This is a genomic window from Truepera radiovictrix DSM 17093, assembly GCF_000092425.1.
GTDB lineage: Bacteria > Deinococcota > Deinococci > Deinococcales > Trueperaceae > Truepera > Truepera radiovictrix.
The window spans coordinates 992,597-1,017,236 of sequence record NC_014221.1; the positions used below are offsets into that span (position 1 = coordinate 992,597).

The following is a 24,640-nucleotide window of genomic DNA, read 5'->3' on the forward strand; positions in this document are numbered from 1 at the left end:
TCCCCGCAGCGTCCCTATGGGAGCGGGGCGCGGTGAGCGGGCAGCCTTTGGGAGGACCGATGGGCTTACTGATCCGACAGGGCGAGATCATCACCGCCGACACCCGACTAAGAGCCGACATCTACGCCGAGGGCGAGACTATTACCGAGATCGGCGAGAACCTGCGGGCGCCCGCGGGCACCGAGGTCATCGACGCCGCGGGCAAGCTCGTCTTCCCCGGGTTTATCGACCCGCACGTGCACATCTATCTGCCCTTTATGGGCACCTACGCCAAGGACACCCACGAGACGGGCTCCAAGGCGGCGCTCATGGGCGGGACGACGACCTTTATCGAGATGTGCTGCCCGGCAGGCAGCGAGGACGCGCTCGAGGGGTATAGGCTCTGGAAGCGCAAAGCCGAGGGCAGCGCCGCGTGCGACTACGCCTTTCACATGGGCGTGACCCGCTTTGGCGAGGAGACCGAAGGGCAGCTCCGGGAGATCGTCGCGGACGGCACAAGCTCGTTCAAGGTTTTCTTGGCCTACAAGGGCGCTTTCGGTATCGACGACGAGGCGCTCTTTAAAACGCTCCAGCTCGCTAAAGAGCTCGGGGTCATCGTCACGGCGCACACCGAAAACGCCGAGCTGGTCGCGCAGCTCCAGCGCAAGCTGCTTTCCGAAGGCAAGACCGGCCCCGAGTGGCACGAACCGAGCCGCCCCGAGTACGTCGAGGCGGACGGGGTGCACCACTTCGCCACCTTTTTGGAGGCCACCGGGGCAAGGGGGTACGTCGTGCACCTCTCGTGTGAGCTGGCGCTGCAAGCGGCCCTGGCGGCGCGGGCGCGGGGCGTCGACCTCGCCGTCGAGTCGGTGATCCCGCACCTGCTGCTCGACAAGTCCTACGCCGAGCGCCCCGAGGTCGAGGGGGCCAAGTACGTCATGAGCCCGCCGTTGCGCGACAAGCGCAACCAACGGGTGCTCTGGGAGGCGCTTAAGCGCGGCGACATCCAGACCATCGGCACCGACCACGCGCCCTTCGACACCGCGCAGAAGGCGATGGGATCGGGTGACTTTACAAAGATCCCCAACGGCATCCCCGCCATCGAGGACCGCGTGAAGCTGCTCTACACCTACGGGGTGTCGCGCGGCGAGCTGGACGTGCACCGCTTCGTGGACGCGGCTTCGACCCAAGCGGCGAAGCTCTTCGGCCTCTTCCCGCGCAAGGGGACCATCGAGGTGGGCAGCGACGCCGACCTGGTGGTCTACGACCCCGACTACCGCGGCACGCTCTCCGCCAAAACCCAGCACATGAACGTCGACTACAGCGGCTTCGAGGGCTTCGAGATCGATGGGCGCCCGGAGGTCGTCACGCTGCGCGGCGAGGTGATGGTGCGAGAGGGCCGTTTCGTCGGCACCCCGGGGCGCGGCGTCTTTTTGCGGCGCGAGGGGGCGGTTTGAGCGTTTCGGTCCGCCCTACCGCCCGTGGAGCCTCGAGCCCCGCCCTCGGGGGCGAGCCCGTCATCGCCCTGGAGGGCCTCTCGATGGTCTACCGTTCGCGCGCGGGCGAGACGGTCGCGCTGCAAAACGCCACCTTGAGCGTCCAAGCGGGCGAGTTCGTCTCGCTCATCGGCCCCTCGGGCTGCGGCAAGACCACCCTGCTGCGGCTTATCGCCGACCTCGTGCAACCGACCTCCGGCGAGCTGCGGGTCGCGGGCAAAACGCCCAGGGCGGCGCGCGAGGCGCGCGAGTACGGCTACGTCTTTCAGGCGCCGGTGCTCTACGACTGGCGGACGGTCCTCCAAAACGTGATGCTGCCCCTTGAGATCATGGGGTTTCCCAGAGCCGAGCGGCAGGAGCGCGCGGCGCGCCTTCTTAAACTCGTCGGCCTGGAGGACTTTCACCACCGCTACCCCTACCAGCTCTCCGGCGGGATGCAGCAGCGCGTCTCCATCGCCCGCGCGCTCGCTTTCGACCCCAAGCTGCTACTCATGGACGAACCCTTCGGCGCCTTGGACGAGATCACCCGCGAAGCGCTCAACAACGAGCTCTTGCGCATCTGGGAGGAGACGCACAAGACGATCGTGTTCGTGACCCACTCGATCCCCGAGGCGGTCTTTTTGTCGTCGCGCATCGTGGTGATGACGCCGCGCCCCGGCAAGATCGAGCGGGTGATCGAAGTCGACCTGTCCTACCCCCGCACCGACGCGGTGCGCGAGTCGCGGCGCTTTTTCGAGCTCACCACGCAGGTGCGCGAGGCGCTTAAAGGGGCGCACTGATGGCGGGGCCGGTGCGGGCGCTTAGGGCGCGGCTGCCGCTGTTGGTGGTGCTCGGCGCGCTCACCCTGCTCGGCTACCCTTTGGCGCTCGCCTTCGGGTTGCCGCTGGCGCTGCGCGACCTGCGCGACCTGCGCAAGTGGCAGCGGGAGACCGTCACGGCGAGCGCGCCGCAGCGCCTAGGGGACGGCCCGACGCTGACCTTTGCGGACGCCCCCGAGAGGGGGGTGCTCGTCCTGGCGGGGGCGCCGCTGGCGGCGGCGCACACCCAAACGGGGGAGACGGTGACGCTGGCGGCTGGCGTAAGGGCGCCGCTCGTCACCTGGGGGGCGCCTCCGACGCGGCTCTCGGAGACGGTCTACCGCTTGGCGGAGCTCCCCGACCCCTTGACCCTCTACGTCGGCGACACGCTCGCCGTGGGGGGCGCGGTCAGCGCCGCGGCGCCCCCCGACGGCGTGCGCCAGGACTTCTCCTTCGGGGGCGCCGAGGGGCCGGTGCTGCTGGGCGCCGAGGTCTTGGCGGAGGGCGCCGACTACGCCGTGAACGGCGAACGGGTGACCTTTACCGAGCCGCCCCCCTTCGGCAGCGACCTGCGCCGCGTGTCGGGCGACTACGCCGTGCTGGACGCCAGCAAGGGCACGGTCGTGTTCGCCGCGCCGCCCGCCGGCGAGGTGCGCGTCGCATTGAGCGTGGTGCGGCTCGCCGAGGTCTTGGCGGGGGAGACCGACGGGGAGAACCGCCGCTTCTCGCTCGCTCGCCCCCGCGTCGTCGAGACCGACACCTACGCCATCTACGTGGGCGGCACGCGCCTCCCCAGCGATGCCGAGCGCCCCGAGGAGCGCGTGGACGGGGTGCGGGAGACCTTTACCTTCGCGAGCAGTGCGGGCGTCGTCACGGTCGACGGCGTGCCGCAGCCCGAGGACGCCTACACCCGCGACGGCAACCGCGTCACCTTCGCGCGCCCGCCCCCGCGCAACGCCCAGCTGCGGCAGTATGGCGGCGCGTTTTTGGCGGACGCCGCAGCGGGCGAGATCCTCCTGGCACAGGCGCCCCCGGCGGGCTCGGTCGTCTGGACGGACCGCTACACGGTCTACGCGCGGCCCGCGTGCGGCGAGGGGCTCTGGGCGTGTTTTCTCGCGCTGCCGCAGCACCCCGTGCCCTTCCCGCACTGGATCGCCGCCCGCGCGGTGCCCTTTTTCGAGAAGTTCCCCCTAAGCGACGAACGCAACGTCGTCCGCGCCACGCTCTACACCGCCTCGGGGACGCTCGCGGCGCTCGCCTTGGGTGCGGCGCTCGGCACGCTCCTGGCGGTGGTGTTCGTGCTCGTGCGGCCCCTTGAACGCGCCCTGATGCCCTGGGCGGTCGCCTCGCAGACGGTGCCGATCATCGCGCTCGTACCGGTGCTGCTCTTGGTGCTCGGCAACGCCGGCATCACCATCCAGACCTCGCTCCTGCCGACTGCCCTGATCGGCGCCTACATCGCCTTTTTTCCGGTCGTCGTCGGGACGGTGCAGGGCTTGCGCTCGGTGGACCCGCTGGCGCTCGACCTGATGCGCTCGTACGCCGCCTCCCCCTGGCAGGTCTTCACCAAGGTGCGTTTTCCGGCAGCGGTGCCCTCTTTGTTCGTCTCGCTCAAGCTGGCGACCGCCGCGGCGCTCGTGGGGGCGCTCGTGGCGGAGACCGAGTCGAACAACCGGCGCGGGCTCGGTTTTCAGATCCTGGGCCAGGTGCAGTCGGGCAACGTCGCGGACGTCTGGATCCTGCTGCTCATCTCGGCGCTTTTGGGCATCACGCTGGTAGCGTTCGTCGGGCTCGTGCAGCGCCTCGTCGCCCCCTGGGAGCGCCGGTGAGCGCGCTCGCCTCCCTTGTGGTGCTGCTCGGTCTGGGAGCGTCGCTCTGGGCGCTCCTGCCCGGCACCGTGCCGGTCGGCGCGGGCGTCTACTGGGCGCTCCTCTGGGGGGGGCTGGGGTTGGCGTGCGTCGGGGCCTGGTTGGGCGAGCGCTGGGGGGGGCGCTTCGGCCGCCTCTTGCTGCCCGGGGTGGTGCCCTTCGTGCTGCTGCTCCTCTGGCAGGGGTTGGTGGTCGGTCACGGGGTGCCCAAGGGGATCTTCCCGAGCGTCACGGACGTGTGCGCCGCCCTTTTGGCCACCTTCCCCGTCCTCTTGCGCGACGCCTACGTGACCTTTGTCAAGGAGGTCGCGCTGGGCTTCGCCCTGGGCCTGACGGCGGGCTTCGCCGCGGGGGTCGGGGTGGCCGGGAGCCGCTTTTTGCAGCGGGGCTTTCTCCCCTTAGCGGCGGCTTTCGGCGCGGTGCCCATCGTCGGTCTGGCGCCGGTGCTAGGCCGCGCGTTCGGGGTCGACTGGCAGTCGAAAGCGGCGGTGGTCGTCATCGTGACCTTTTTCCCGGTGCTCTTAAACACCGTGCAGGGGCTTACGGCGGTCGACCCCCTACAGCTCGAGCTCCTGCGCGCCTACGCCGCCCGCCCCCGCGAGGTCTTTTTCAAGCTGCGGCTGCCGAACGCCCTGCCCTACCTCTTTAACGCGCTCAAGCTCGCCGCCGTGGTGTCGGTCATCAGCGTGATCGTCGCGGAGTTTCTGATCCCGGGGCCGCCCGAAGGGTTGGGGCAGCGCATCTCCCTCTCCGCGCGGCGCGGCGCGTATGACGTGGTGTTCGCGGCGATCGTCGTCTCGAGCCTCGTCTCGCTCGCCCTCTACGGGGCGCTGTCGTGGCTCGCGCGCCGCGTGACGGGTTGGCACCCCGCCTTTCGTGAGGGCGCGTGAGGCCGGTGGCGTCAACCCGGACGCGCGCGGCTCGAGCCCTTCTGGCCGCGTCGCCCGCGCTCGGGCCGTAGTGCGGGCTGCAAGCTGCCCGAGGCCTACGCCAACCCCACGCTCAGGAGGAAACCGTGAACCGTCCGCTCGCCAAAGCCCTATGTCTCACCCTGCTGGCCGCCTCTCCCGCCGCGTTCGCCCAAGACCTCATCCCCGTGACCTTTCAGTCCAAGTGGTTTCCGCAGGCGCAGTTCGCCGGTTACTTCGTCGCCCAGGAAAAGGGTTTTTACGCCGAGGAGGGGTTGAGCGTCACCGTTTTAGACGGCGGCAACGTCAACCCGACGGTGCAGGTCGCGAGCGGCAACGCCGACTTCGGCACCGACTGGATCGCCAACATGCTGGTGCAGCGCGAGCAGGGCCTAGAGGTCGTGCAGATCGCGCAGATCTTTCAAGACGCGGGCTACCGGATGGTGGCGCTCTCGGACTCGGGTATCGAGACGTTCGCCGACCTCGCGGGGCGCACGGTGGGCGTCTGGGGCTTTGGCAACGAGTTCGTCTCGCAGGCGATCTTCGCCGCCGAGGACCTCACCTCGGACCTGGACCCGACCGTCACGAACCCCGACGTGCGCGCGGTCGTCTACGCCTTCGACCCCTCGTTGGTCTTCCCCAACGAGGTCGAGGTGGCTAGCGCCATGACCTACAACGAGCTCAACCAGATCGTCGGCCTGGGGTACCCGCTCGAGTCGCTTAACGTCCTCGACCCCGCCGAGATCGACGCGGCGCTTTTAGAGGACCTCATCTTCACCACCCCGGCGCTGCTCGAGGCGGAAGACTTCAAGGGCTCCGGCGTCTCGGGGCGCGAGGTGGCCGAGCGCTTTTTGCGCGCCACCATCCGCGGTTGGGAGTACGCCGTCGAGAACCAAGCGGAAGCCGTCGAGATCGTCTTGGGCTTCTGCGGCGACACCTGCGCGGGTTCGGGCGCCACGCAGAGCCCGCAGATCCACCAAACCTGGCAGATGGCGCGCGTCGCCGAGCTGGTGATGCCGGACGAGAACACGGCGGTCGGAGCCATCGACCGGGAGGCGTTTGGGCGCTCCGTCGAACTGCTTGTGCAAGTCGGCCTCATCGCCGAGCCGGTGAGCTTTGAGGAGGTCGTCGACACGAGCGTATACGAGGCGGTAGCGGGGCCGTAGATCCTGCCTAAACCGGACAAAGCAGAGGGGCCGGTACAGTGTCTACCGGCCCCTCTGCGCTGCTGCGCGGCGTCCCCGCTCGAGTCGTGAGAGCGACTACCTGCTCGGAGCGCTCGGCGCTACATCGTCGGTTTGCCGCCGGTGACGGGGATGACCGCGCCGGAGATGTACGAACCGTCTTGTGAGGCGAGGAACACAAAGGCGGGCGCGAGCTCGGCGGGCTGCGCGGGCCGCGCGAGCGGCGTGTCCTTGCCGAACGATTCGACCTTTTCGGGCGGCATCGTGGCGGGGATCAGGGGCGTCCAGACGGGGCCGGGGGCCACGCTATTCACGCGGATCCCTTTTTTCGCGACCATCCCCGCGAGCCCTTTGGTGAAGTTGACGATAGCGCCCTTTGTGGCGGCGTAGGCGAGCAGCTCCGGGCTCGGCTGGTACGCCTGGATCGACGAGACGTTGATGATCGACGCCCCCTCCTGCATGTGCTCGAGCGCCGCTTTGCAGAGGTAGAACATGGCGTAGACGTTGGTGCGGAAGGTGAAGTCGAACTCGTCATCGGGGATCTCGCTGATGTCCTCGCGGCTCATCTGAAAGGCCGCGTTGTTCACCAGGATGTCGAGGCGGCCAAAGGTGCTCACGGTCTTCTCGACGAGGGCCTGGCAGTGCGCCTTGTCGGAGATGTCGCCGGCCACGAGGAGCGCTTTGCGCCCCGCTTTCTCCACCCAAGCGGCGGTGTCGCGCGCGTCCTCCTCTTCGTTGAGGTACGACACGACGACGTCGGCGCCCTCGCGCGCGTAGGCGATGGCGACCGCTTTGCCGATGCCGCTGTCTGCGCCGGTGATCAGCGCGACTTTGCCCGCTAGCTTCCCGGTCCCCTTGTACGACTCCTGGCCGTGGTCGGCCTGGGTCGCCATCTCCCCCTCGGTGCCCGGAACCTGCTGCTCCGGCTCCGGCAGCGGTGGGGTCGGCCCTTGTTTCTGCGGGTTCTGCTCCGCCTCGTTACGCCCGGCGTGTTCATCGTTGTGGTTCATGTCTTGCCCCCTCGGTGACCTAGTGGACTTCCGCGGACGTCGCGGTCCGTTGGTCGGTGTTAAGCGCGCCGCTCGTGATGGCGACGCACCAGAAGCCTAGCGCTCCCCATGCGGGCGCATCTTGGGTAAAAGGCACAGTTTCTGGGGCGGTGAGAGAGGGCGCGGTGGGCTCGCCGCGGCCTCAAGCAGCCCAGCGCAACGCCGTGCCAGGATCTACGCGCGGCGGGTTTTCGTCCAAACGACCCTCTTCTTTAAGCCGTGCTAACTTTAAGCGGTTCGACGCGTAGCCTTGCGCCGAAAAGGTTTTGAGAGGAGCTTTTCCGTGCGCCTTCTGTATATCGACATCGATTCCCTGCGCCCCGAGCACCTCGGGTGCTACGGCTACCTGCGGCCGACCTCCCCGGTGATCGACCAGCTCGCCGCGCAGGGGGTGCGTTTTAGCAACTTTTTCGCCTCCGACACCCCTTGCGTGCCGAGCCGCGCGGCCCTTTTAAGCGCCCGCCCGGGGATCCACAACGGAGTCGTCGCACACGAGACGACCCCCGTCGGGAGCACGCTGCGCTACGGGCTCGCGGAACGCTACGGTGGGGCGCCCCTGTTAACCCACCACCTGGCCGCGGCGGGGTTTTATACGGCGAGCGTGTCGAGCTTCGCCGACCGGCACTTCGCCGGCTGGTTTCACCTCGGCTTCCGCGAGTTTCGTCTCCCCAGCCTCAAGGGGGGCAACGAGGACGCCCCCGAGGTGAACGCGACGGCGCTCCCTTGGCTCGAGCGCCACGCCCGCAGCGACCGCTGGTTTTTGCACCTCAACTACTGGGACCCGCACACCCTCTACACCGAACCCTTGAGCTACTTTCGGGAGATGGCGCGCTACCCCGCCCCCGCTTGGCCGGACGCCGAGACGCTGCGGGCGCAGGGGGCGCTTACGGGGATCCGCACGCCGCGGACGCTGTGGGGGAGTAGCCGCCACGAAGGCTTCGGCCGTTCGCGCGTACCGACCATGCCCGACCGCATCGCCCACAGGCGCGACTTCGAGCACCTCATCTCGGGCTACGACGGCGCCATCCGCTACCTCGACGAACAGCTGGGGGCGGTTCTGGCGGTTTTGGAGCGCCAGGGCGTGCTCGACGAGACGGCGATCCTCATCTCCGCCGATCACGGCGAGGCGTTTGGCGAGCTCGGGCAGTACATGGAGCACGGCGCGGCCATTCCGGCGGTGCACCGCGTGCCGCTCATCGTCCGCTGGCCCGGCCTCACCGACCGCGCTGCGGGGAGCGTGCGCCGCGAGCTGCTGCTCAACACCGACCTCGCGCCGACGCTCTGCGAAGCGCTCGGCCTTCAGGTGCCCCAGGGGTGGCTCGGGAGGAGTTTTTTGCCCCTGCTCAAGGGCGGCGAGCTCGAACACCCGCGCCAGGAGGTCGTCCTGACCCACGGGCTGCACACGCGGCAGCGCGCCCTTTTCGATGGGCGCTTTCTCTACCTGCGGACCTACCACCCGAGCTACTACCGCTACGAACCGCGGATGCTCTTCGACGTCGCGTGCGACCCGCACTTGACGCGCGACCTAAGCCGCGCCGAGCCGGAGCGCCTAGCGGCGATGGACGCGCGGCTAAGCGTTTGGGAGCGCGAGCAGGTCGCCGCGAGCGGGCGCAGCGACCCGCTGCGCGACCTGCAACCCTACCCCCCCGCGGGGGACATGGCGGCTTACCTCGAGCGGCTGCGGCGCGAGGGGCGGCACGAGGACGCCCGGCGCCTCGAGGCCCAGAGCGCGCGCCTTAGGACCGACTACGCCCCCGACGACCTGAGCGTGTAGCTCCGCGCGTCGTGGGGGCTCGCGAGGCAGCGCAGCGTCGCCCGTGAGTTGACGCCCTTCGGGCGACGTGATAGCCTCTTTAAGTATCGCGGGCGTCGCCTGAACGGCCGTCGCGCCCGACGGGGTGTAGCGCAGCCTGGTAGCGCACTTGACTGGGGGTCAAGTGGTCGCTGGTTCAAATCCAGTCACCCCGACCATAGGAATAAGGTGCAGGACGCGGCGTCTTTAGAGCCCGCGTCCTCTCCTTTTACACCTTCGCCCCCGCAGGGTACCCGCACGGCTTCAAACGTCACTTTCGAGGGCGGTTGGGGTGAGCTCGAGCGTTACCCCTGTGCATCGCCTATCACCAAGTGCGCTATGCGAGAGGGCCTCGAAAGGTTGCTCGTTCTTAGATGAATAGCTCGACCTTGACCCCGAAGCGCTCAGCCAACTTTTTGGCGAGTGCCTTGCTGATGCCACGCTCACCCTTGAGAATCCGGCTCAAGGTGCCCTGATTGACCACGCCCTCCTTGTCGAGCTGGTATTGAGTAACACCGTGCTCGCGCATGAGGATAGCCAGCATTTCCTGAGGGGTCGCCACAAGGTTCTTCAGCTCCGGCTCATGCGCCAGCTCCCAATCGTGCATGTACGTGGCGATGAGATCAAAAAGCGAGCCGTAGGGTTCAACATTGCAGTTGTAGCGGTTGGTGAGATCGTTGAGCAGCTCGCGCAGCGTTTCGTAATCGGCCTCAGTCTCGGGGCGCTTGATCCCCCCCGTGGCGGCCTGAAAAGCTTCCCAGGCGCTCACGACGGTTGCAGTGGTCATACGGGCCTCCCTTGGGCATTCCACCGGTCGTATTCGGCGTGCGTCATCACGCGCTTGATGAAGATGGTTTGGGCGCTGTAGCGCACGAAGGTGATGAGACGGTACTTGTTGCCGCTAATGTTGAAGATGGTGAGCTCGTCACTAGCAATGTAGTCAGCGGCACGCCATACGGCGCGTAGCTCGGAAAAGTTCGCGTAGCTGGCACTCTGAACGGCCTTCAACCACTCCCGCAGCGGCGCCTCGGCGTGTGGATGACGCTCCCAGAAGGTGCGCAGGGTGCGGGGGCAATGACGTTCATAAAGCTGTTGTATGACGTAACGCAGTATATGTCAAAAAGCAGTATAAAGCGCTTCTGTACCCACAAAGAGTCGAAAATAAAAAGGCGGGTACTCGGATGCAGTTCTCTGCAAGCCAGAACGCGCCTGAGACGTTATTTTTGCTGGCGATACAAGTTCTTCGTTTAACTGGAGACCAAGTGGTCGCTCGTTCAAATCCAGTCATCCCAACCATAGGTAAGGCGGAGCCTACGCGCCACGGCGGCAGGTCGCGTGGCGAAACCACGGCTTTGCAGATTAAATTAACCATTAACTTGGTGTGACGGGTTGTTCGCCGTCAGGCAGCTCTTCAAACACCTCCTCGTCCCACGTCCCCGGCAGCGGCGCGGGTTTGCGGGGGTCTTCAACCGGCGTGATGCTGTCATCGTCGGGTTCGTGCGGTGGGACGATTCCGGGGGTGGGCTCGAGGTGATCCGGGTGATGCATAGCGCTCCCTTTGCAAGCGAGGGCGGTAGCTGAGCGGCGCGCGGGGCGGTGCGCCGAGCGCGCGTGAGGCTCCAATCTCACCCCTCTACACACATCGCTCCCCCAAAAAGGCGCATAGTAACGACGGGAGGCCCAACATGAGCGATGAGCTAGGCGACGTGCGTAACCCGATCGGTTTGCCCATGGAAGACGGCGCAGCCGATGAGGGAGAGGCGACGGAAGAGGACTACGAGGAGCTCGAGAGGATGGACGAGGCGCTCTCCGACGCGCCTTACGAAGAGGAGGGGGTGGCGTACGACCCCGCCAAACAGGCCCCCAAAGAGGCCGAGCGCTAGAGAACACGCCTAGAGGCCGAGCCGCCCTTTGGGGCGGCTCTTTTTCCCTCTAGCCGAGAGCTGGCGGGTCGATGACGGGGGGCGTGCGCGGGTCGGGGTCCTCTAGGGGCGGTTCATCCGGCGTCTTTGGCGGCAGCTCCGGGTCAGGTGTGGGGGTGGGGGGCTCCGGATCGCCGATGGGCGGCGGATCGTCCGGGGTGGGTATGGGGGGCACGTCGGGGTCGGGTACGGGCGGGTCACGGGGGATGAGCTGCTGCGGCGCTGGGGCGTCCCTGTCACGCTCGGGGAGCCCCGGTTCAGGTTCGCGCGTTGGCGGCAGGTCGGGTTGCGGGTCCGGGGTGGGCGATAGCGGTAGGTCCCGGTTCGGATCGGGGTTCGCGGGCGCTCCTGGCAAGTCGGGCGCCGGTACGAGCGGCGTCGGTAAAAAGGGCGGGTCGGTGAGGCGGTAGGAAAGGGGGAACACGGGTGTCTCCTTTCGTCAGCGCTCTGGTAGCTCGGAAGACGCAACTCTACCGCCAACCCCACGGGGCGACTGCCCGATACGCTACGGTTCTCTAGCTCACGAACAGTACTGACTGAGAGCGTCTTCCAAAGGCACGTTGAGCTTCGGGAGCGGCGTGCTGACCGGCGGGTCGGTGTCGAAGAAGGCTAGCGGCGAGGTGAGCGCGCCGGGTGGGCGGGCGCAGCGTGGCGGGGCGTGCGCGTAGTCGAGCGCCGCGAAGACGCTGAGGGCGGGCGCGGCGAACGAGGTTCCCGCGACGCTGATCTGCGGGTAGGGGCGCCAGGTGTTGCTGGCCGGGTCGAAGGCGCTCAGCGCGTAGAACCCCCCCGGTAAGAGCACCTCGCCGGTGTTCGAGTATGACGCATCTTTGACGGCGGTAGGCGCTGAGACCGCCTGCGCGCTCACGCTGACGAACTCGGGCCAGTAGCCGGGGTAGAGCGCGTAGTCGAGCCGGTAATTGCCCGCCGCCGTGAGGTAGGTGACCTCACCCCCGCCCACAAGCTGCTCCCCGCTCCGCTTGACCAGCGTCACAAAGGGGTCGCTGCCGACCGGGGTGGTGAGGAGGCTGGTGAGGGCGTCCCTGAACGTGTTGGCGTCGAGACCGTTGGCGCTCAAGACCTCCTCCTGGTACGCCTCGAGCGTCGGCAGACGGTCACGGCTGGCGTTAAAGTCCTCTAGCACACTGCACGGCACCAGCCCGAAACTCAAGTTCACCGCGAAGTGCCGCGCACCTCGCACCAGTCGCAGGTGCTGCAAGGTGGCGGCGACCCGACCCACAATGACCTGCGTATCGAAGTCCTCGGTGTCGACCGCTGCCACGGTGAGGCCCAGGTCCCGAAAGTCGGCCAAGATGAGGTCGAAGGGCTCGAGCCCAAAGGGCGCTACCGGCACGTCGAGGCGCACCCGGTCGAACGCCATGTCGAAACCGAGCGGGCGGAGCAGGGCCAGGGTGTGGTTGAAGACCAGGGCGCCGTGCGAGAGCTGACCGCCGGCCTCGAGGGCGGCTAGCTCGAGCGTCTGTTGCTTGGCCCTAGTCGTCAGGTCGGGGGAGAGACGCGCCGGGAGGTTGGCGAGCGTGTCGCCCGGTCTTTGGTCTAAAAAGTAGACGCCGGGTTCCCGCACGCCCACGCCGTTGAAATCGTCCACGACGAGTATGGCGACGGGTCCGGTGAAGGGTGCCGAGGCAAGCTTAGCGAGCTGGTTGCCAGTCGTGAGGGGGTCGCCGGGGGTGGTGCCGAGGGGGTAGGGGGAGACGGCGAGGCCGCCGATAGTTCCTTGAACATAAGCGCCTTCACCAGGAATCTTCAGTTCGTTGATAGGACAGTTACCCGCGCGTTCGTCAATCAGTCTGACGCGTTCAATTTTATTTAGCGGTTGCAGGTTTGGCTCATCTAAACTTTGGGTAGGGCGCAGACCGCTTCCGCCAGTTGGAGGTGGAGGATCCCAGCGACAAGAGACCAACGCGACGAGTAACGCGAGCCATAGCAACCGCTTCATACGCCTTCCTCCTGCGCTGTCCCCGTTAAAGCTTCACTCTACTCCTTATGCGTCAACTCGGCGTGAACTCCATTGTTCCAAGGTTTGAAAAATACGAAGTTGGAGCTAGAGGGTAGTCATTGTGCTATAGTCTGCGGCGGTAAACAACTCGTCTTGTGCCAAATCACGCCCCGCTCTGTTTGCCGAGAGGTAAAAGCTTTGCAGCTTTGTGTAGTACCAAAAAGGAGGCTGGCACGATGAAATCAACCGCTAAAGCATTGGTGTTCGTCACGTTACTGGGACTCTTGGGAACCGCTTTCGCCGGGTCGCGTGTTCAAGGTACTTCTGTTCAACCAAGCTCAGGCGTAACGGTGAACGGCTTGCGCGTGCAAGGTGGCTGAGGACGGCACCTCTCAGCACCTAGCTTGACGTAAGCTCCATTAGCTCGAGGCTTCCTAGCATCTTTTGAACTTGCTGAATTCTTGCTTGTACATCGTTGGCTTCGTAGAGTGCTAGAGCCTCGAGTAGGTAACTTCGCGCTTCTACAGAGCGCTGTTCGTCGCTATACATCTCGCCTAGCTCTTGGAGGGCGTGAGCTTGCCAGAGTTGGTTTTGACGTGTGTTGGCAATTTGCAATGCTTCAAGTCTGAGTGCGACTGCCTCCTCAAAACTACCAAGCTTTCGCTTAGCTTCACCGAGGTTGAGAAGTGCAGAGAAAAGGTTGTAGTCCACACGTGATTGGTCAATGTGACGCACTTGGTGTAAGGAGCGTGCTACTTGAAGCGCTTCCTGATTGAAGCGTTCCATCGCTTTCCAATCCTGACTGGTCCAAGCGACATACCCACGATGTTGTAAAACTTGACCTAATGCAAGTCCATCGTTCGCTTGCTCAGCAAGTTGATAGGCGCGTTCAAATGCCACATCTGAAGGTTGTCCTAAATAGTGATGTGCTATGCCGCAGATGCTGGTAAGAATTGCTTCTCTAGAAGGATTTCGGATAAGCCGCGCTAGCCTCGCGCCCTCCTGATATGCCTCCAGCGCCTTCTCAAACTGGTGGTACTGCTCGCGGTGCGCGTCTCCTAAACGGCCCGCTAGGTGGTGGGCGCGCTCGAGCTGCCCCAACTCCTTCGCCCAACTCACGGCCACCTCCAAGAGCTTGAGCGAGCGCGGCGAGTGGCCGCGGGCGGAGAAGTAGGCGTCGCCCACGACGAGGTTGGCGGTCAGGTCGACCAAAGCGGCGCGGTAGCCCAGCGCGTAGGCGACCTCGAGCGCGCCGATGAGGTTGCCGATCTCGGCGTCTAAGAGCTCAAAGGCGCGCGCGTGCTCGGCGACGAAGCGGCTGCACGCGCGCACCACGGTTTGCGGGCGCAGCGCCCGGTTCTGCCGTGCGAAGCTATAGGAGAGGTCGTGCAGCGCGTAGCGCACGGTGTCGCTGCCGGGGCGGGCGACGCGTTCGGCGAGGGCTTGGGCGTGCAGCTCGGCGAGCGCCGCCTCGGCGGTCTCGGTGTCCCGGCGCAGGAGGTGGGCGAGCAGTTCGGGGGTGACGGAGCCGGAGGCGAGGGCGCCGACGGCCAAGAATGCCTCGTAGGCGTCGTCGGTGAGGCCCTCCAGGCTCGAGCTTAAGAGGGCGCTGATGCTCTCACTCTCGTCCCAGCTCCTCGGTGCGTGGAGCGTGTGGGGTGCGTTGGCGAGACGCGCTAGAAGCTGCGACACGCTGAGCTTTTGGAGCTGCGTCCCGGCGAGGCGGAGCGCGAAGGGGTGGTCGCCCAGGACGTGACAGATTTGGTCCGCTTCGGCCTCGGGCAGCGGCACACCGGCAACTTCTGTGAGGAGGGCGCGCGCGTCGGGGCGCGCCAGCACGCCGACCTCGAGCCGCTTGAAGCCCGCCACCCGGCCCCTCGAGGTCGAGAGGAGCGGCAGCGTCTCCGGCAGGAGCCCGCGCAGCGCGCGCACCGCGTCGCCGTTCCAGACGTCGTCTACGACTAACAGCGAGACTCGTTCGCGCGCCAGCGCTGCACCTAGGGCGGACGCGCTGGGGTTCCCCTGGAGACCGAGCGCGCGCTGCAACGCGTCCACGAGTTCGGGGGCGTCGCTGCGGCCCGCCTGCAGCCAGAGCACCGGGCCGCTCTCCAACTGCACCGCAGCGAACTCGGCGGCCAGCGCCGTCTTGCCGACGCCGCCGAAGCCGTGCAGCAGCGTCGGCCCGGTGCGAACGGCGTCGCTGAGGCGTTCTAGCAGCTCGGCGCGTCCGACGAGCCCCGCCGCGCGCCCCGGTACGCGGTCGCCGGGGCGCAGCAGGGTGCCCTGCGCTCCGGCCCCGTCGGCGCCGAGGAGCTGCCCGCGCAGCTTGAGCGTCTCGGGCGCCGGTTCGCCGCCCACTTCGGCGAGCGCCGTCCGGAGGCGCTCGAAGGTGCTCCGCACCGCCTCGGGGTCGCCGCTCTCGTGCTCTAGACGCATGAGCAGGCGATAGCTGGCCTCGTCCAGGGGGTCGCGTGCTAGCAGGCGCTCGGCATAGGCTTTGGCCTGCGCGTACGCGCCCCGCTCGCGGTTCTCCTGGGCGGCGCCGCGCAGGGTCTCGCGCACGAGCTCGGAGGTCTCGCGGCGGCGCTCCTCGAGCCACTCCTCGAACGCCGCCGACGGGGCCAGGAGCCCGAGCGCAAAGGTCTCGCCGCGCGCGAGGTGGCTCAGCGCGTCGGCGAAGCGCCCCTCACGGCAGGCCCGCTCGAGCGCCGCCACGTCGGTCGCCACCGCCACCCCCACGAGGTCGCCGTCGCGCAGCCACCCCTCGGCCCCCGGCAGCCCCCGCAGCTTGTAGAGCGCGGTGCGCAAGTTCGCGCCCCGGCCCGGCCCCCAGAGGAGTTCGGTGAGGTCGGCGCGGGGGCAGGGACCCTCGAGCGCCACGTAGATGAGTAGCGCCAGCTGTTTGGGCTGCAGCACCACCTCTTGCCCCTGCCACCATAGCGCAGGAGCCCCCAGCAGCGTGAGCAGCGGCCCCGGTTGCACCCTTCCATTATGAGCAAAACTTCCTCGATGTCTAGCGAAGCGCTTAAAAACGCCTTTCGGCAAGGGGTTTTTAGGTCGTCTGAGGTGCGTTGATGCCGCGTTGACGCCCCCCGCGCACACTCAGCCTGCACGTGACAGCAGACGAAAGGAGGTCGTCAAACAGGTTTTGGGGGCTCAACCCTTAAGCGGCGCCCAGAGCGCCAGAAGGAGAAGGCAGATGAACGCTCGAATAGGCTACAGGCAAAGAACGCTCGTCCCCCTCACGCTGCTGGCACTTGCTGCCTGCACGAACACCCCACCGACCGAGTTGGCGGCGCAGAACACCCGCGAACTGCCCGTCTTCGTCCTGCAAGACAGCGGCGTCGGCGCCGAGCAGGTGCAGCGGCTTTTGGAGGGCGTGGGCGTCACCGCGAAGATTAGCCAGGCCGACCCGTCGGCCCCCATCTCGTACCTCGACAAGGCGCGCTTTATGGCAGTGCCGAGCCGGACCGTCGCGCGGGGGACCTCGAAGGAGGGTGAGGGGCCCGTGATCCGGCAGGTGCTCGACTTGGAGGCGCTCAAGAGGCGGCGCCCGCTGCCCGCGCAGGACGCGCTCGGGCGGGCGTTGGAGGCGCTACGGGGTGCGGGGATGTTGCCGGACACCGTCTCCAAATACGTGCGCGCCGAACCGCGCGCCGAGTACAGCACCTTCGAGGCCACCGACCGCAAGGGCAACGTGCTGGCGCGGGTGAACCTGGACACGCACGTGCTGTTCGACCTGCGCCTGTCGGTCGCCGACGGCGTGCGCCTCACGGGGCCGGGCGCCAAGGTCAAGCTGGTCTTCGGCCCCTCGGGTCGCGCCACGCAGCTCTACTACGGGCTCTACGGTCTGGAGGAGGCGGGCAGCGTCGCCGTGTTGGGGGCCCAAGACGCGCAGGAGGCGTGCGCGAAGGCGCTCTCGAGGGGCGCTCAGGTGAACCCCGAACGGGTCACGACCGAACTGCTCTACTACGTCCCCAACGCGCAGGGCAAGTTAGGCAGCGTCAAGGTGACGCCCTCGTACCTGTGCGAGAGCCGCGTGACGCTCGGGGACCGGACGCTGGACTCGAGGAGCGTGTTGATCGACGCGGCGACCGGCAAGCCGCGCTTTAACGCCCGCCCGGCGCCCGGACGGCCTGCGCCACAGATCGCCCAGAACACCCCCTCGCAGAACACCCTCGAGCCGCAGCGCTTGGGCCGCGTGGACGCGGGCACCGAATACGTGGGCGTCTCGCAGGGGCTCGGCGGGTCGCAGGCGAACGCGGGCGGCTTTACGAACACCATGAACGCCCGGGGCGTGCCCGTGCAGTTTCACTGGGGCGACTTCAGCGCGTGGGAAAGCGACTTCAAGGACCCGAGCCGGGGTGGCAATGACCGCGCTTACGTGGACGACGTGGACATCACCTTTTACACCGGGCACGCCGACGGCAACGGCTTCACCTTCCCCGGCGCCAACGACGACGGCTTTTTGGAATACACCGACGCGGTGTGGGGCGAGCGCGACCTCGAGTGGCTGGTGATCGCGGCGTGCGGCCCCTTGCAAGAGACCGAGGGTGGGCTTTCCCACGTGCAGCGTTGGGGACCCGCCTTTAGAGGGCTGCACCAGATGCTCGCCTACGCCACCGTGAGCTTCGACAACACCTCCGAAGGGCGCATCCTGGCCGAAAACCTGCTCGGTATCCGCATCCTCTGGTTCGACCTAGGCGCCAAGATGGTCCGCCAAGCCTGGGTGGAGGCCGCCACGCAGACCCAGCCCAGCAGCGTGACCTGGGCCATCATGGGTCCCTTCGGCCCCGGCTACACCCACAACTACAACGACTTCTTCTGGGGCAAGGGCAGCACGAGCGGCGACATCGGCAGCCCCATCGGGTTCTGGCGTGTGTCCGGTCCCTCGTAAGCGGCATGTTTGGTAAGTGGGCGGGGCTGGGGGCACCCGCTCCCAACCTCGTCCGCCTCGAGCCCCATCTGCTCCCTCCAAAACCCCTTCCAGACCCCTCTTAAGGAGACCCCTATGCTCCGCAAATCCCTCTTACGCTTCTCCCTCCTCACCCTCCTCGCCGCCTGCAGCCAGGCCCCGACCCTGGAGGCCGACGCGCCCCTCGAGCCCCTCACCCTCGGCACCACCGGCTTCGACGCCCTTAGGGGTCTGGCCCCCTACAGCTCCGGCGTCTACGCGGTCGGCGACACCGGCGGCGATCTGCACGGCGCGCCCAAGGGCAACGGCGACGTCTTTATCCGTAAAGTGGACCGCGAAGGGGCGGTGGTCTGGGGGCGGCAGTTCGGCACCCCCGAGTACGACACCGCCGAGGGCGTCGCCTCGGACGCTCTCGGCAACGCCTACGTCGCCGGGATGACCTACGGCAGCCTCGCCGGGTCGCGCGGCGCGAGCGACCTCTTCGTGCGCAAGTACAGCCCTTCCGGCGCGGTGGTCTGGACCCGTCAGTTCGGCACGGGCGACTACGACTACGTCGGCGACATCGCCGTGTACGGCTCTAGCGTCTACGTGGTCGGCTTTACGCAAGGCAACCTCGCGGGCAGCCAGGGAGGCTGGGACGCGTTCATCCGCAAGTACACCGACTCGGGTTCGGTCGTCTGGACGAAGCAGTTCGGCACCGGCGCCGAGGACTTTGCCAAGGATGTCGCCGTGGACGGCCTCGGCAACGTCTACGTGGTCGGCTACACCTACGGCACGCTCGCGGGCACGCACGGCGGCGACGCGGACATGTTCATCCGCAAATATAGCGCCTCCGGCGCCGTGCAGTGGACCCGCCAGCGCCACTACAACGACGAGGACACAGGCGTCGCGGTGGCGACGAGCGGAAGTCACGTCTACCTCGTCGGCGGCTACAACAAGAGCAGCGACCCCTTCAACCCCGACCCCAACGTACGGGTGGTCAAGTTCAGCGCCTCGGGTAGTACCGTGTGGGACAAGGGCTACGGCCCGCCCGGTGTTGACTACGTCTACGACGTCTCGGCCGATCCCAAAGGCAACTTCTACCTGGCAGGGGAGACCTACACCTCGTTTAGCGGCGTCAACAAAGGTGGGGCCGACGGCTACGTGCGGCAGTACACCCCAGCGGGTAGCGTCGTCTGGTCGCGGCAGCTCGGCACCCCCGAATACGACGCGACCTACGCCGTGCTCGCGCGTACAAGTTCAGAGCTCTACCTCGCTGGTACGACCTACGGTACATTGGGCAGCTCGTACAGCGGTAACGGCGACGCCTACTTGCGGCGCACGAACGCCGGAACGGGTAGCACGGTTTGGACCGACCAGTAGCGGTTTGAGCCAAAGAGCAAGCGGGCAGGTGCAACCTTGCCCGCTCGCGGCTGCGTTTTTGAGGCTTCAGAAGGTCATCTCGTAGACGCTGAGCCCCGCGCTGCTCGGTTCCACGAAGGTGATGGGGTGCCCTCTGGGAGGGAGCCTTGGGTGGCCGCCGCGCTCTCGAAGGTGGCGGTGACCTCCACCGGGCCGGTTAGTGAAGATCCAGTTGCAGTTGGCGCTCGCCCTTACCGTGCCCATCTTGTGCCCGTGGATGTCAGTGATGCCTAAAACCCTCGACGAGGCCTATTGTGCGGAAGCGAGCGGCAACGCCAGCATAGAGAAGGCATTCATCCCTCCGCCACCTTGGCCTGCTTTGGTTAGGAGGCAGTGATGGGTTCGGGGGGCACCATTGACGCTTAAATTTCCAACCTCGGTCTCCCTGGTTCCGCTTTGTCCGGCATTTTAGAGGTTCGTCGCTTGGGCGATGACATCACAGGAGGCGACCTCGGTACGTGGTCCTATGATCGTTGTGCTGAATGTTCCCGTTTGCCCTGCGCCTAGGTCAGTAGGGTCAGTATAGGTTGAGCCCGCGTCTGCAAGACGACCACTATCGTCGTAACACACGTAGACAGCTTGAGCAAATCGGCGTGTAACAGCGTCGTCGTTTACGACCCGTCCAATGAGCCTTTGCGCATAAGAGTCGTCTTGAAGCGTTGCTTGGATTACTTTCAAGCGCACGGCCTCTTCATTATTCCAAGCGTAAGGTTGAAACCACCGCCTTTAGGCGGTCAGATTTCATCTGCTAGCCTTGGCGGATGGAGTATCGCTATGGCAGCCATACCGTCTTCAACATCGAGTACCACTTTGTGTGGGTCACGAAGTACCGCTACAAGGTGCTGAAAGGGGACATAGCCGAGCGTGTTAGGGAGTTGGTGCGGCAAACCTGCGAGGCGTTCGAGATACGGATTCTGAGCGGAGTGGTGAGTAGCGACCACGTGCATATTCTGGTGAGTGCGCCGCCGACAATGGCGCCGAGTGAGATCATGCGGCGGATCAAAGGGCGAAGTGCGAGCAAGCTATTCGAGGAGTATCCGAAGCTAAAAGCACGTTATTGGGGGCGGCACTTTTGGGCTAGAGGGTACTTCTGTGCGACGGTGGGGCAAGTCACGGAAGAGATGATCAAGAGCTACCTGGAGCATCACTTCGAGCCGACCCGAGAGGACAACTTCAGGACAGAGGACTGACGGGTCTATGACCCGTATCCCGACTTTCAGTCGCTCTTTCAAACCCTCCGACTTTAGTCGGTGGTTGTTTAGTTGCTGCCCCCTCCGTGCGCAAACCGTAAGTCGTCGCTTTAATAAGGCAAGTTTGCTTGTTCAAGCGTATAAGAGGGATAAACACTTACGCAATCAAAAATCTAACGTTATAGACACAATTGACGGCTTGCCGGATCTCACACAAAAGGCGACCGCACCACCGTATCACCGTAGTATTGTCCGGCGTTTAGGTCCTCTGACCACAGCGTGCTGGCGCCTAGCTCGAGCGCGCTATTTAGAACCATCGCGTCCCAAAAGGAAAGTTGGTGTGCTGCCTGCAAATCGATAGCGGCGAGCACCGACGCGCTTGTTGGGGCGTGGACCACCCAGAGGCTGTAATCTTCGACCGCCTGCCGCGCTGTTGGGACGTCTAGAGGTTTGGAGAGCTTACGCGTCGCGTTGACGTAAAACTCTTGCAGCACCTGCACGCTTAAGCAACCGCTACGCGCCTCCCAGAGTCGGGAAAGCAGCGCCGCGGCGCGCGCCTGCTTCTCCGGCTCGCTGTGATCTACCGCGTAGAGCAGAATGTTAGTGTCTACGAACTCGGGGCTAACGCTCATGCAGCGTTTCGCGTGAGGCGAACGCTTCGCCCTCATGGCGCAGCTTTCTCCCGGAGCGCATCAAGGCTTGCTGCCGCTCCCAAGCGGCGTTATAGGCTTCGTTTCCGCTGGTGATGCGGGTTAGGCTCTCGATGACCAAAGCCGTCATGCTGGTGCCGCGCTCCGCCGCAACCTGCTTAGCCTTCTTCAGCAGCGCTTTGGGGATGCGAAGAGTTACGTTCTGGGTTTCCATGCTTGATTGTAGCACGTATTGCACGTCACTATGTGCAAAGATTGCGATAAGAGAGGGCTGACTGGTTGAATTTAAGGTTAGAGGGTGCTTGAGGGTAGTGCATGCGCCGTGGGGTCGGGTTGTCGGAGGACGGTGCAGGAAGAGCGATCTTTTCACGGTTAGCCAATAGCACGTATCATGACTACAGGCCAGATAAGCTGATTCACATGAGCGACTTCCTCACCGAGTCAGGCACCTCTACCCAGGCGTTTGAGCTCGGCCTCTACTCGTTCGCCGACTGGACCCCGGACCCCGCCACGGGCGACCGCGTCCCGCCCGAGAGGCGTCTGCGCGACCTGCTCGAGGAGATTGAGCTTGCCGACCAGGTGGGCCTAGACGTCTTCGGCCTCGGCGAACACCACCGCCCCGAGTACCTCTCGTCGGCGCCGGCGGTGATCTTGGCGGCGGCGGCGGCCCGCACGAAGCGCATCCGGCTCTCGAGCGCCGTGACGGTGTTAAGCTCCGACGACCCGGTGCGGGTGTTTCAAGACTTCGCCACCCTCGATCTGCTCTCGGGGGGCCGCGCGGAGATCATCGCGGGGCGTGGGTCGTTTATCGAGTCGTTTCCGCTCTTCGGCTACGACCTCAAGGACTACGACGCGCTCTTCGCCGAGAAGTTGGCGCTGCTGCTCGAGCTCCGCCGCAGCGAGCGCGTCACCTGGTCGGGGCAGCACCGCCCGCCGATACCCAACCTCGGCGTCTACCCGCGCCCCCTGCAGGAGCCCCTGCCGGTATGGCTCGCGGTCGGCGGCACCCCCGCCTCGGCGGTGCGCGCCGGGACGCTCGCGTTGCCGCTCGCTCTAGCCATCATCGGCGGGCTGCCCGAGCGCTTCGTGAGCGTCGTGGAGCTCTACCGCCGCGCCGCGCAGGGGGCGGGGCACGACCCCGCGCGGCTGCCGGTCAGCCTCAACATGCACGGCTTCGTCGCCGACGACGCGCGGCGGGCCGCCGACCTCTTCTTCCCGCCCTACGCCGCTGTGATGGACCGCATCGGCCGTGAGCGCGGTTGGTCGGGGATGACGCGCGCGCAGTTCGACGCCTCGTGTACGCTGCGCGGCGCCAACGTGGTTGGCGACCCCGAAGCGGTGACTGAAAAGATCCTCTTTCACCACCGCCTCTTCGGCCACCAACGGCTCTTGCTGCAGCTGACCGTCGGGACGCTGCCGCACCGCGAGGTGCTGCGCGCCATCGAGCTCCTAGGAACCAAGGTCGCCCCGGTCGTGCGCGAGGAGATCGCGCGGCGCACGCCCGCGGCGCTGCGGGGCTAGCGGGGGTCAGTGCGTTCGGGGGTCGAGGACGTCGCGGAGCCAGTCGCCCAGGAAGATCAGCGACAGGCAGAGCAGGGTGATAAAGAGCCCCGGAAAGGTCGCCACCCACCAGGCGGTCGCGAGGTAGTCGCGCCCGTCGGCGAGCATCCGGCCCCAGGTGACGGTCGGCGGTTGCACACCCAACCCGAGGTAGGACAGGGCGGCCTCGAGGATGATCACCGCCGCGACGTCGAGGGTGGCGATCACGATGATGGGCGCCAGGATGTTGGTCAGCACGTGTTTGAGGAGCGTCTTTAGGGCGCGCTGCCCGGAGGCCCTCGAGGCCTCGACGAACTCGCGCTCCTTGATCGCCAGCACCTCCCCGCGCACGACGCGCGCGAAGGTCGTCCAGTTGATGAGCCCGATGACCAAAATCAGCAGCGTCAAACTGGGGCCGAAGACGCCCAGCACGGTTAAGTACAAGAGCACGTTGGGGATAGCGATGAGCGTGTCCACCAGGCGCATGCTCAGGGTGTCCCACCACCCGCCGAAGTAGCCCGAGACGAGCCCCACGCTGACGCCGAGGGTGGCCGAGAGCGCCACCCCGCCGAGCCCGACGATCAGGGCGACGCGGCTGCCGTAGACGAGGCGGCTCAGCAGGTCGCGCCCCAGATGGTCGGTGCCGAGGAGGAAGCGGGTCCCCGCAGCGCTCTCGGTAAGGGGCGGCTCGAGGCGGTGCAAGAGCTGCGCCTCGGCGGGGTTGAAGGGCGCCAAGTAGGGGGCAAAGAGCGCCATCAGCACGAAAGCGAGCAGGACGAGCGCGCCTAAAACCGCCAGCGGGCTTCGCCAGAACTGCCGCCACGCGCGGCGGCCGCGCACGCTCGCGGCGCGAGGTTCGGTCGCCGCGCCCGTCACGCGTACTGGATCCGGGGGTCGATGAGGGCGTAGAGCAGGTCGACGAGCAAGTTGGCGACCATGACGATGAGCGCGACCACGATGACGACTGTCTGCACGACCGCCATGTCGCGGATGTTGATCGCCTGGATTGCCAGGAGGCCGATCCCCGGCCAAGCGAAGACCTGCTCGGTCACCACCGCGCCCGCCATGAGCGTCGCGACCTGCAGGCCGAGCACCGTGACGTAGGCGATGAGCGCGTTGCGAATCGCGTGCTTAAAGAGCACCACCCGTTCGCGCAGCCCCTTGGCGCGGGCCGTGCGGACAAAGTCCTGGCTCAAAACCTCGAGCATGGTCGAGCGCAGAAGCCGCATGAGTAGCGCCGCGAGCGCGGTGCCGAGGGTGAGTGCGGGGAGCACGAGGTGCGCGGTCGTGCCCCGCCCCGAGACCGGAAACCACCGCAGGTGCACCCCGAAGACCAAAATCAGCATGATGCCGAGCCAGAAGTTGGGCATGGCTTGGCCCAGCACGGCGAAGCTCGTGGCGCCGTAGTCCGGCAGCCGGCCCCGCCGGGTCGCCGCCAGGATGCCCAGGGGTAGCGAGATGAGCACGGCGACGAGGATAGAGGCGGCGGCGAGCTCGAGCGTCGCGGGCAGGCGCTCTAACACCACGGGGAGCGCGGCTTGGCCGCGGTAGCGGATGGAGGTGCCGAAGTCGCCGCGCAAAAGGTCGCGCAAAAAGCGCGCGTACTGCTCCGGCAGGGGGCGGTCGAGCCCCAGACTTTCGCGGAGCTGCGCGACCTGCTCGGGCGGGGCGTCTTCGGGCAAGAGCAGGGTCACCGGGTCGCCGGAGACGCGGACCAAAAAGAAGATAATCAGGGTGACGCCAAAGAGCACCGGGATCATCTGCAAAATGCGGCGAACGATAAAGACGCCCATAGCACCTCGTTTACGTTTTCGTGCTGATACGCCTTCGGAGCGGACGGTTCAGCCTTCGGTCCGAGCCGGAATGGGGTGGTGAAGTGCAAGGTAGCGAGCGCTCTGGCTACCTCACTGTTGGATGGTCGTGGCGACGAGCGAAGCCGGTAGCGCGGGGCACGCTGAGGCGACGTTGCGCGCCGCAACGAAGCCATCTC

General features: G+C 66.3%; 23 protein-coding genes and 1 tRNA gene. 12 read left to right on the plus strand and 12 right to left on the minus strand.

From position 1 onward, the window contains the following. Window positions 1-59 precede the first annotated feature (59 nt). The 5 genes from hydA (at window position 60) to TRAD_RS04625 (ending at window position 6,214) form a co-directional block, all read left to right on the plus strand. Entirely contained in the window at window positions 60-1,436 is a 1,377-nt protein-coding gene (gene hydA, locus TRAD_RS04605) for a dihydropyrimidinase (RefSeq protein WP_013177426.1), read from the plus strand. Beyond that, window positions 1,433-2,254 (plus strand): ABC transporter ATP-binding protein, encoded by an 822-nt coding sequence (locus TRAD_RS04610; protein WP_013177427.1) that lies wholly within the window; start codon window positions 1,433-1,435, stop codon window positions 2,252-2,254. Before hydA ends, TRAD_RS04610 begins: the two co-directional genes overlap by 4 nt. Further along, on the plus strand, window positions 2,254-4,101 hold the full coding sequence (locus TRAD_RS15090; protein WP_013177428.1) for an ABC transporter permease subunit: 1,848 nt from the start codon (window positions 2,254-2,256) through the stop codon (window positions 4,099-4,101). The genes TRAD_RS04610 and TRAD_RS15090 overlap by 1 nt, the downstream gene beginning before the upstream one ends. After that, a complete protein-coding gene (locus TRAD_RS04620) occupies window positions 4,098-5,030 on the plus strand; it encodes an ABC transporter permease (RefSeq protein ID WP_013177429.1) in 933 nt (310 codons plus the stop codon). Before TRAD_RS15090 ends, TRAD_RS04620 begins: the two co-directional genes overlap by 4 nt. Window positions 5,031-5,155: 125 nt before the next feature. Beyond that, window positions 5,156-6,214: an ABC transporter substrate-binding protein gene (locus TRAD_RS04625; RefSeq protein ID WP_013177430.1), complete on the plus strand. Its 1,059-nt coding sequence runs from the start codon at window positions 5,156-5,158 to the stop codon at window positions 6,212-6,214. Between the two features lie 119 nt (window positions 6,215-6,333). Here the strand turns inward: TRAD_RS04625 and TRAD_RS04630 are convergent, their stop codons facing one another. After that, entirely contained in the window at window positions 6,334-7,242 is a 909-nt protein-coding gene (locus TRAD_RS04630) for an SDR family oxidoreductase (RefSeq protein WP_013177431.1), read from the minus strand. Between the two features lie 322 nt (window positions 7,243-7,564). Between TRAD_RS04630 and TRAD_RS04635 the strand changes: the two genes are divergently transcribed. Together TRAD_RS04635 and TRAD_RS04640 are read left to right on the plus strand one after the other, a co-directional pair. Beyond that, window positions 7,565-9,055 (plus strand): sulfatase, encoded by a 1,491-nt coding sequence (locus TRAD_RS04635; RefSeq protein ID WP_013177432.1) that lies wholly within the window; start codon window positions 7,565-7,567, stop codon window positions 9,053-9,055. A 120-nt stretch (window positions 9,056-9,175) separates the two neighbouring features. Next, window positions 9,176-9,252: transfer RNA gene (locus TRAD_RS04640), tRNA-Pro, on the plus strand. Between the two features lie 191 nt (window positions 9,253-9,443). On the opposite strand, the gene TRAD_RS15095 is transcribed toward TRAD_RS04640, so the two are convergent. The 3 genes from TRAD_RS15095 to TRAD_RS16265 all read right to left on the minus strand — a co-directional run bounded on the left by TRAD_RS15095 (window position 9,444) and on the right by TRAD_RS16265 (window position 10,621). After that, complete coding sequence (locus tag TRAD_RS15095) at window positions 9,444-9,860, minus strand: helix-turn-helix domain-containing protein (protein ID WP_013177433.1); 417 nt, start codon at window positions 9,858-9,860, stop codon at window positions 9,444-9,446. Beyond that, on the minus strand, window positions 9,857-10,186 hold the full coding sequence (locus TRAD_RS04650; RefSeq protein WP_342606925.1) for a type II toxin-antitoxin system HigB family toxin: 330 nt from the start codon (window positions 10,184-10,186) through the stop codon (window positions 9,857-9,859). Before TRAD_RS04650 ends, TRAD_RS15095 begins: the two co-directional genes overlap by 4 nt. A gap of 258 nt (window positions 10,187-10,444) precedes the next feature. After that, window positions 10,445-10,621 carry a hypothetical protein gene (locus tag TRAD_RS16265; protein WP_013177434.1) on the minus strand — a complete coding sequence of 59 codons (177 nt, stop codon included), beginning with the start codon at window positions 10,619-10,621 and terminating at the stop codon, window positions 10,445-10,447. 137 nt (window positions 10,622-10,758) lie between these two features. On the opposite strand from TRAD_RS16265, the gene TRAD_RS04660 reads away from it, so the two are divergent. Beyond that, entirely contained in the window at window positions 10,759-10,956 is a 198-nt protein-coding gene (locus tag TRAD_RS04660; RefSeq protein ID WP_013177435.1) for a hypothetical protein, read from the plus strand. A 49-nt stretch (window positions 10,957-11,005) separates the two neighbouring features. On the opposite strand, the gene TRAD_RS15970 is transcribed toward TRAD_RS04660, so the two are convergent. The 3 genes from TRAD_RS15970 to TRAD_RS15100 all read right to left on the minus strand — a co-directional run bounded on the left by TRAD_RS15970 (window position 11,006) and on the right by TRAD_RS15100 (window position 15,937). Continuing rightward, the gene (locus TRAD_RS15970) at window positions 11,006-11,419 is read right to left on the minus strand and encodes a hypothetical protein (RefSeq protein ID WP_013177436.1); all 414 of its coding nucleotides are present in this window, start codon (window positions 11,417-11,419) and stop codon (window positions 11,006-11,008) included. Window positions 11,420-11,515: 96 nt separating this feature from the next. Next, entirely contained in the window at window positions 11,516-12,604 is a 1,089-nt protein-coding gene (locus tag TRAD_RS04665; RefSeq protein ID WP_041947147.1) for a S8/S53 family peptidase, read from the minus strand. Window positions 12,605-13,354: 750 nt separating this feature from the next. Next, window positions 13,355-15,937, minus strand: coding sequence for a tetratricopeptide repeat protein (locus TRAD_RS15100; RefSeq protein WP_013177438.1), 2,583 nt, complete (start codon window positions 15,935-15,937; stop codon window positions 13,355-13,357). Between the two features lie 217 nt (window positions 15,938-16,154). Between TRAD_RS15100 and TRAD_RS15105 the strand changes: the two genes are divergently transcribed. Then, window positions 16,155-17,852: a DUF6345 domain-containing protein gene (locus TRAD_RS15105; protein WP_013177439.1), complete on the plus strand. Its 1,698-nt coding sequence runs from the start codon at window positions 16,155-16,157 to the stop codon at window positions 17,850-17,852. Window positions 17,853-17,966: 114 nt separating this feature from the next. Next, the gene (locus TRAD_RS04680; RefSeq protein WP_013177440.1) at window positions 17,967-19,232 is read left to right on the plus strand and encodes an SBBP repeat-containing protein; all 1,266 of its coding nucleotides are present in this window, start codon (window positions 17,967-17,969) and stop codon (window positions 19,230-19,232) included. 447 nt (window positions 19,233-19,679) lie between these two features. Here the strand turns inward: TRAD_RS04680 and TRAD_RS16785 are convergent, their stop codons facing one another. Next, window positions 19,680-19,955 (minus strand): FxLYD domain-containing protein, encoded by a 276-nt coding sequence (locus TRAD_RS16785; RefSeq protein ID WP_425358644.1) that lies wholly within the window; start codon window positions 19,953-19,955, stop codon window positions 19,680-19,682. 77 nt (window positions 19,956-20,032) lie between these two features. Between TRAD_RS16785 and tnpA the strand changes: the two genes are divergently transcribed. Then, window positions 20,033-20,461: an IS200/IS605 family transposase gene (tnpA, locus tag TRAD_RS04685; protein ID WP_013177059.1), complete on the plus strand. Its 429-nt coding sequence runs from the start codon at window positions 20,033-20,035 to the stop codon at window positions 20,459-20,461. Between the two features lie 209 nt (window positions 20,462-20,670). On the opposite strand, the gene TRAD_RS04690 is transcribed toward tnpA, so the two are convergent. Together TRAD_RS04690 and TRAD_RS04695 are read right to left on the minus strand one after the other, a co-directional pair. Next, complete coding sequence (locus TRAD_RS04690; protein WP_013177441.1) at window positions 20,671-21,093, minus strand: PIN domain-containing protein; 423 nt, start codon at window positions 21,091-21,093, stop codon at window positions 20,671-20,673. Next, window positions 21,083-21,325 carry a DUF6364 family protein gene (locus TRAD_RS04695; protein WP_013177442.1) on the minus strand — a complete coding sequence of 81 codons (243 nt, stop codon included), beginning with the start codon at window positions 21,323-21,325 and terminating at the stop codon, window positions 21,083-21,085. The genes TRAD_RS04690 and TRAD_RS04695 overlap by 11 nt, the downstream gene beginning before the upstream one ends. 206 nt (window positions 21,326-21,531) lie before the next feature. Here TRAD_RS04695 and TRAD_RS04700 point away from each other — a divergent pair, with 206 nt between their 5' ends. Continuing rightward, the gene (locus TRAD_RS04700; RefSeq protein WP_148221187.1) at window positions 21,532-22,632 is read left to right on the plus strand and encodes an LLM class flavin-dependent oxidoreductase; all 1,101 of its coding nucleotides are present in this window, start codon (window positions 21,532-21,534) and stop codon (window positions 22,630-22,632) included. Window positions 22,633-22,638: 6 nt separating this feature from the next. Here the strand turns inward: TRAD_RS04700 and TRAD_RS04705 are convergent, their stop codons facing one another. Beyond that, entirely contained in the window at window positions 22,639-23,526 is an 888-nt protein-coding gene (locus tag TRAD_RS04705; RefSeq protein WP_013177444.1) for an ABC transporter permease, read from the minus strand. After that, window positions 23,523-24,443, minus strand: coding sequence for an ABC transporter permease (locus TRAD_RS04710; RefSeq protein ID WP_013177445.1), 921 nt, complete (start codon window positions 24,441-24,443; stop codon window positions 23,523-23,525). The genes TRAD_RS04705 and TRAD_RS04710 overlap by 4 nt, the downstream gene beginning before the upstream one ends. Window positions 24,444-24,640: the final 197 nt, after the last annotated feature.

Bases quoted from the DNA above. Each gene is read 5' to 3' on its own strand.
- TRAD_RS15090 (WP_013177428.1), top strand. From the start codon at position 2,254: ATGGCGGGGCCGGTGCGGGCGCTTAGGGCGCGGCTGCCGCTGTTGGTG.
- TRAD_RS04700 (WP_148221187.1), top strand. From the start codon at position 21,532: ATGAGCGACTTCCTCACCGAGTCAGGCACCTCTACCCAGGCGTTTGAG.
- TRAD_RS04660 (WP_013177435.1), top strand. From the start codon at position 10,759: ATGAGCGATGAGCTAGGCGACGTGCGTAACCCGATCGGTTTGCCCATG.
- TRAD_RS04630 (WP_013177431.1), bottom strand. From the start codon at position 7,242: ATGAACCACAACGATGAACACGCCGGGCGTAACGAGGCGGAGCAGAAC.
- hydA (WP_013177426.1), top strand. From the start codon at position 60: ATGGGCTTACTGATCCGACAGGGCGAGATCATCACCGCCGACACCCGA.
- TRAD_RS04695 (WP_013177442.1), bottom strand. From the start codon at position 21,325: ATGGAAACCCAGAACGTAACTCTTCGCATCCCCAAAGCGCTGCTGAAG.
- tnpA (WP_013177059.1), top strand. From the start codon at position 20,033: ATGGAGTATCGCTATGGCAGCCATACCGTCTTCAACATCGAGTACCAC.
- TRAD_RS15105 (WP_013177439.1), top strand. From the start codon at position 16,155: ATGAACGCTCGAATAGGCTACAGGCAAAGAACGCTCGTCCCCCTCACG.
- TRAD_RS16265 (WP_013177434.1), bottom strand. From the start codon at position 10,621: ATGCATCACCCGGATCACCTCGAGCCCACCCCCGGAATCGTCCCACCG.
- TRAD_RS15095 (WP_013177433.1), bottom strand. From the start codon at position 9,860: ATGACCACTGCAACCGTCGTGAGCGCCTGGGAAGCTTTTCAGGCCGCC.
- TRAD_RS04690 (WP_013177441.1), bottom strand. From the start codon at position 21,093: ATGAGCGTTAGCCCCGAGTTCGTAGACACTAACATTCTGCTCTACGCG.
- TRAD_RS04680 (WP_013177440.1), top strand. From the start codon at position 17,967: ATGCTCCGCAAATCCCTCTTACGCTTCTCCCTCCTCACCCTCCTCGCC.
- TRAD_RS04710 (WP_013177445.1), bottom strand. From the start codon at position 24,443: ATGGGCGTCTTTATCGTTCGCCGCATTTTGCAGATGATCCCGGTGCTC.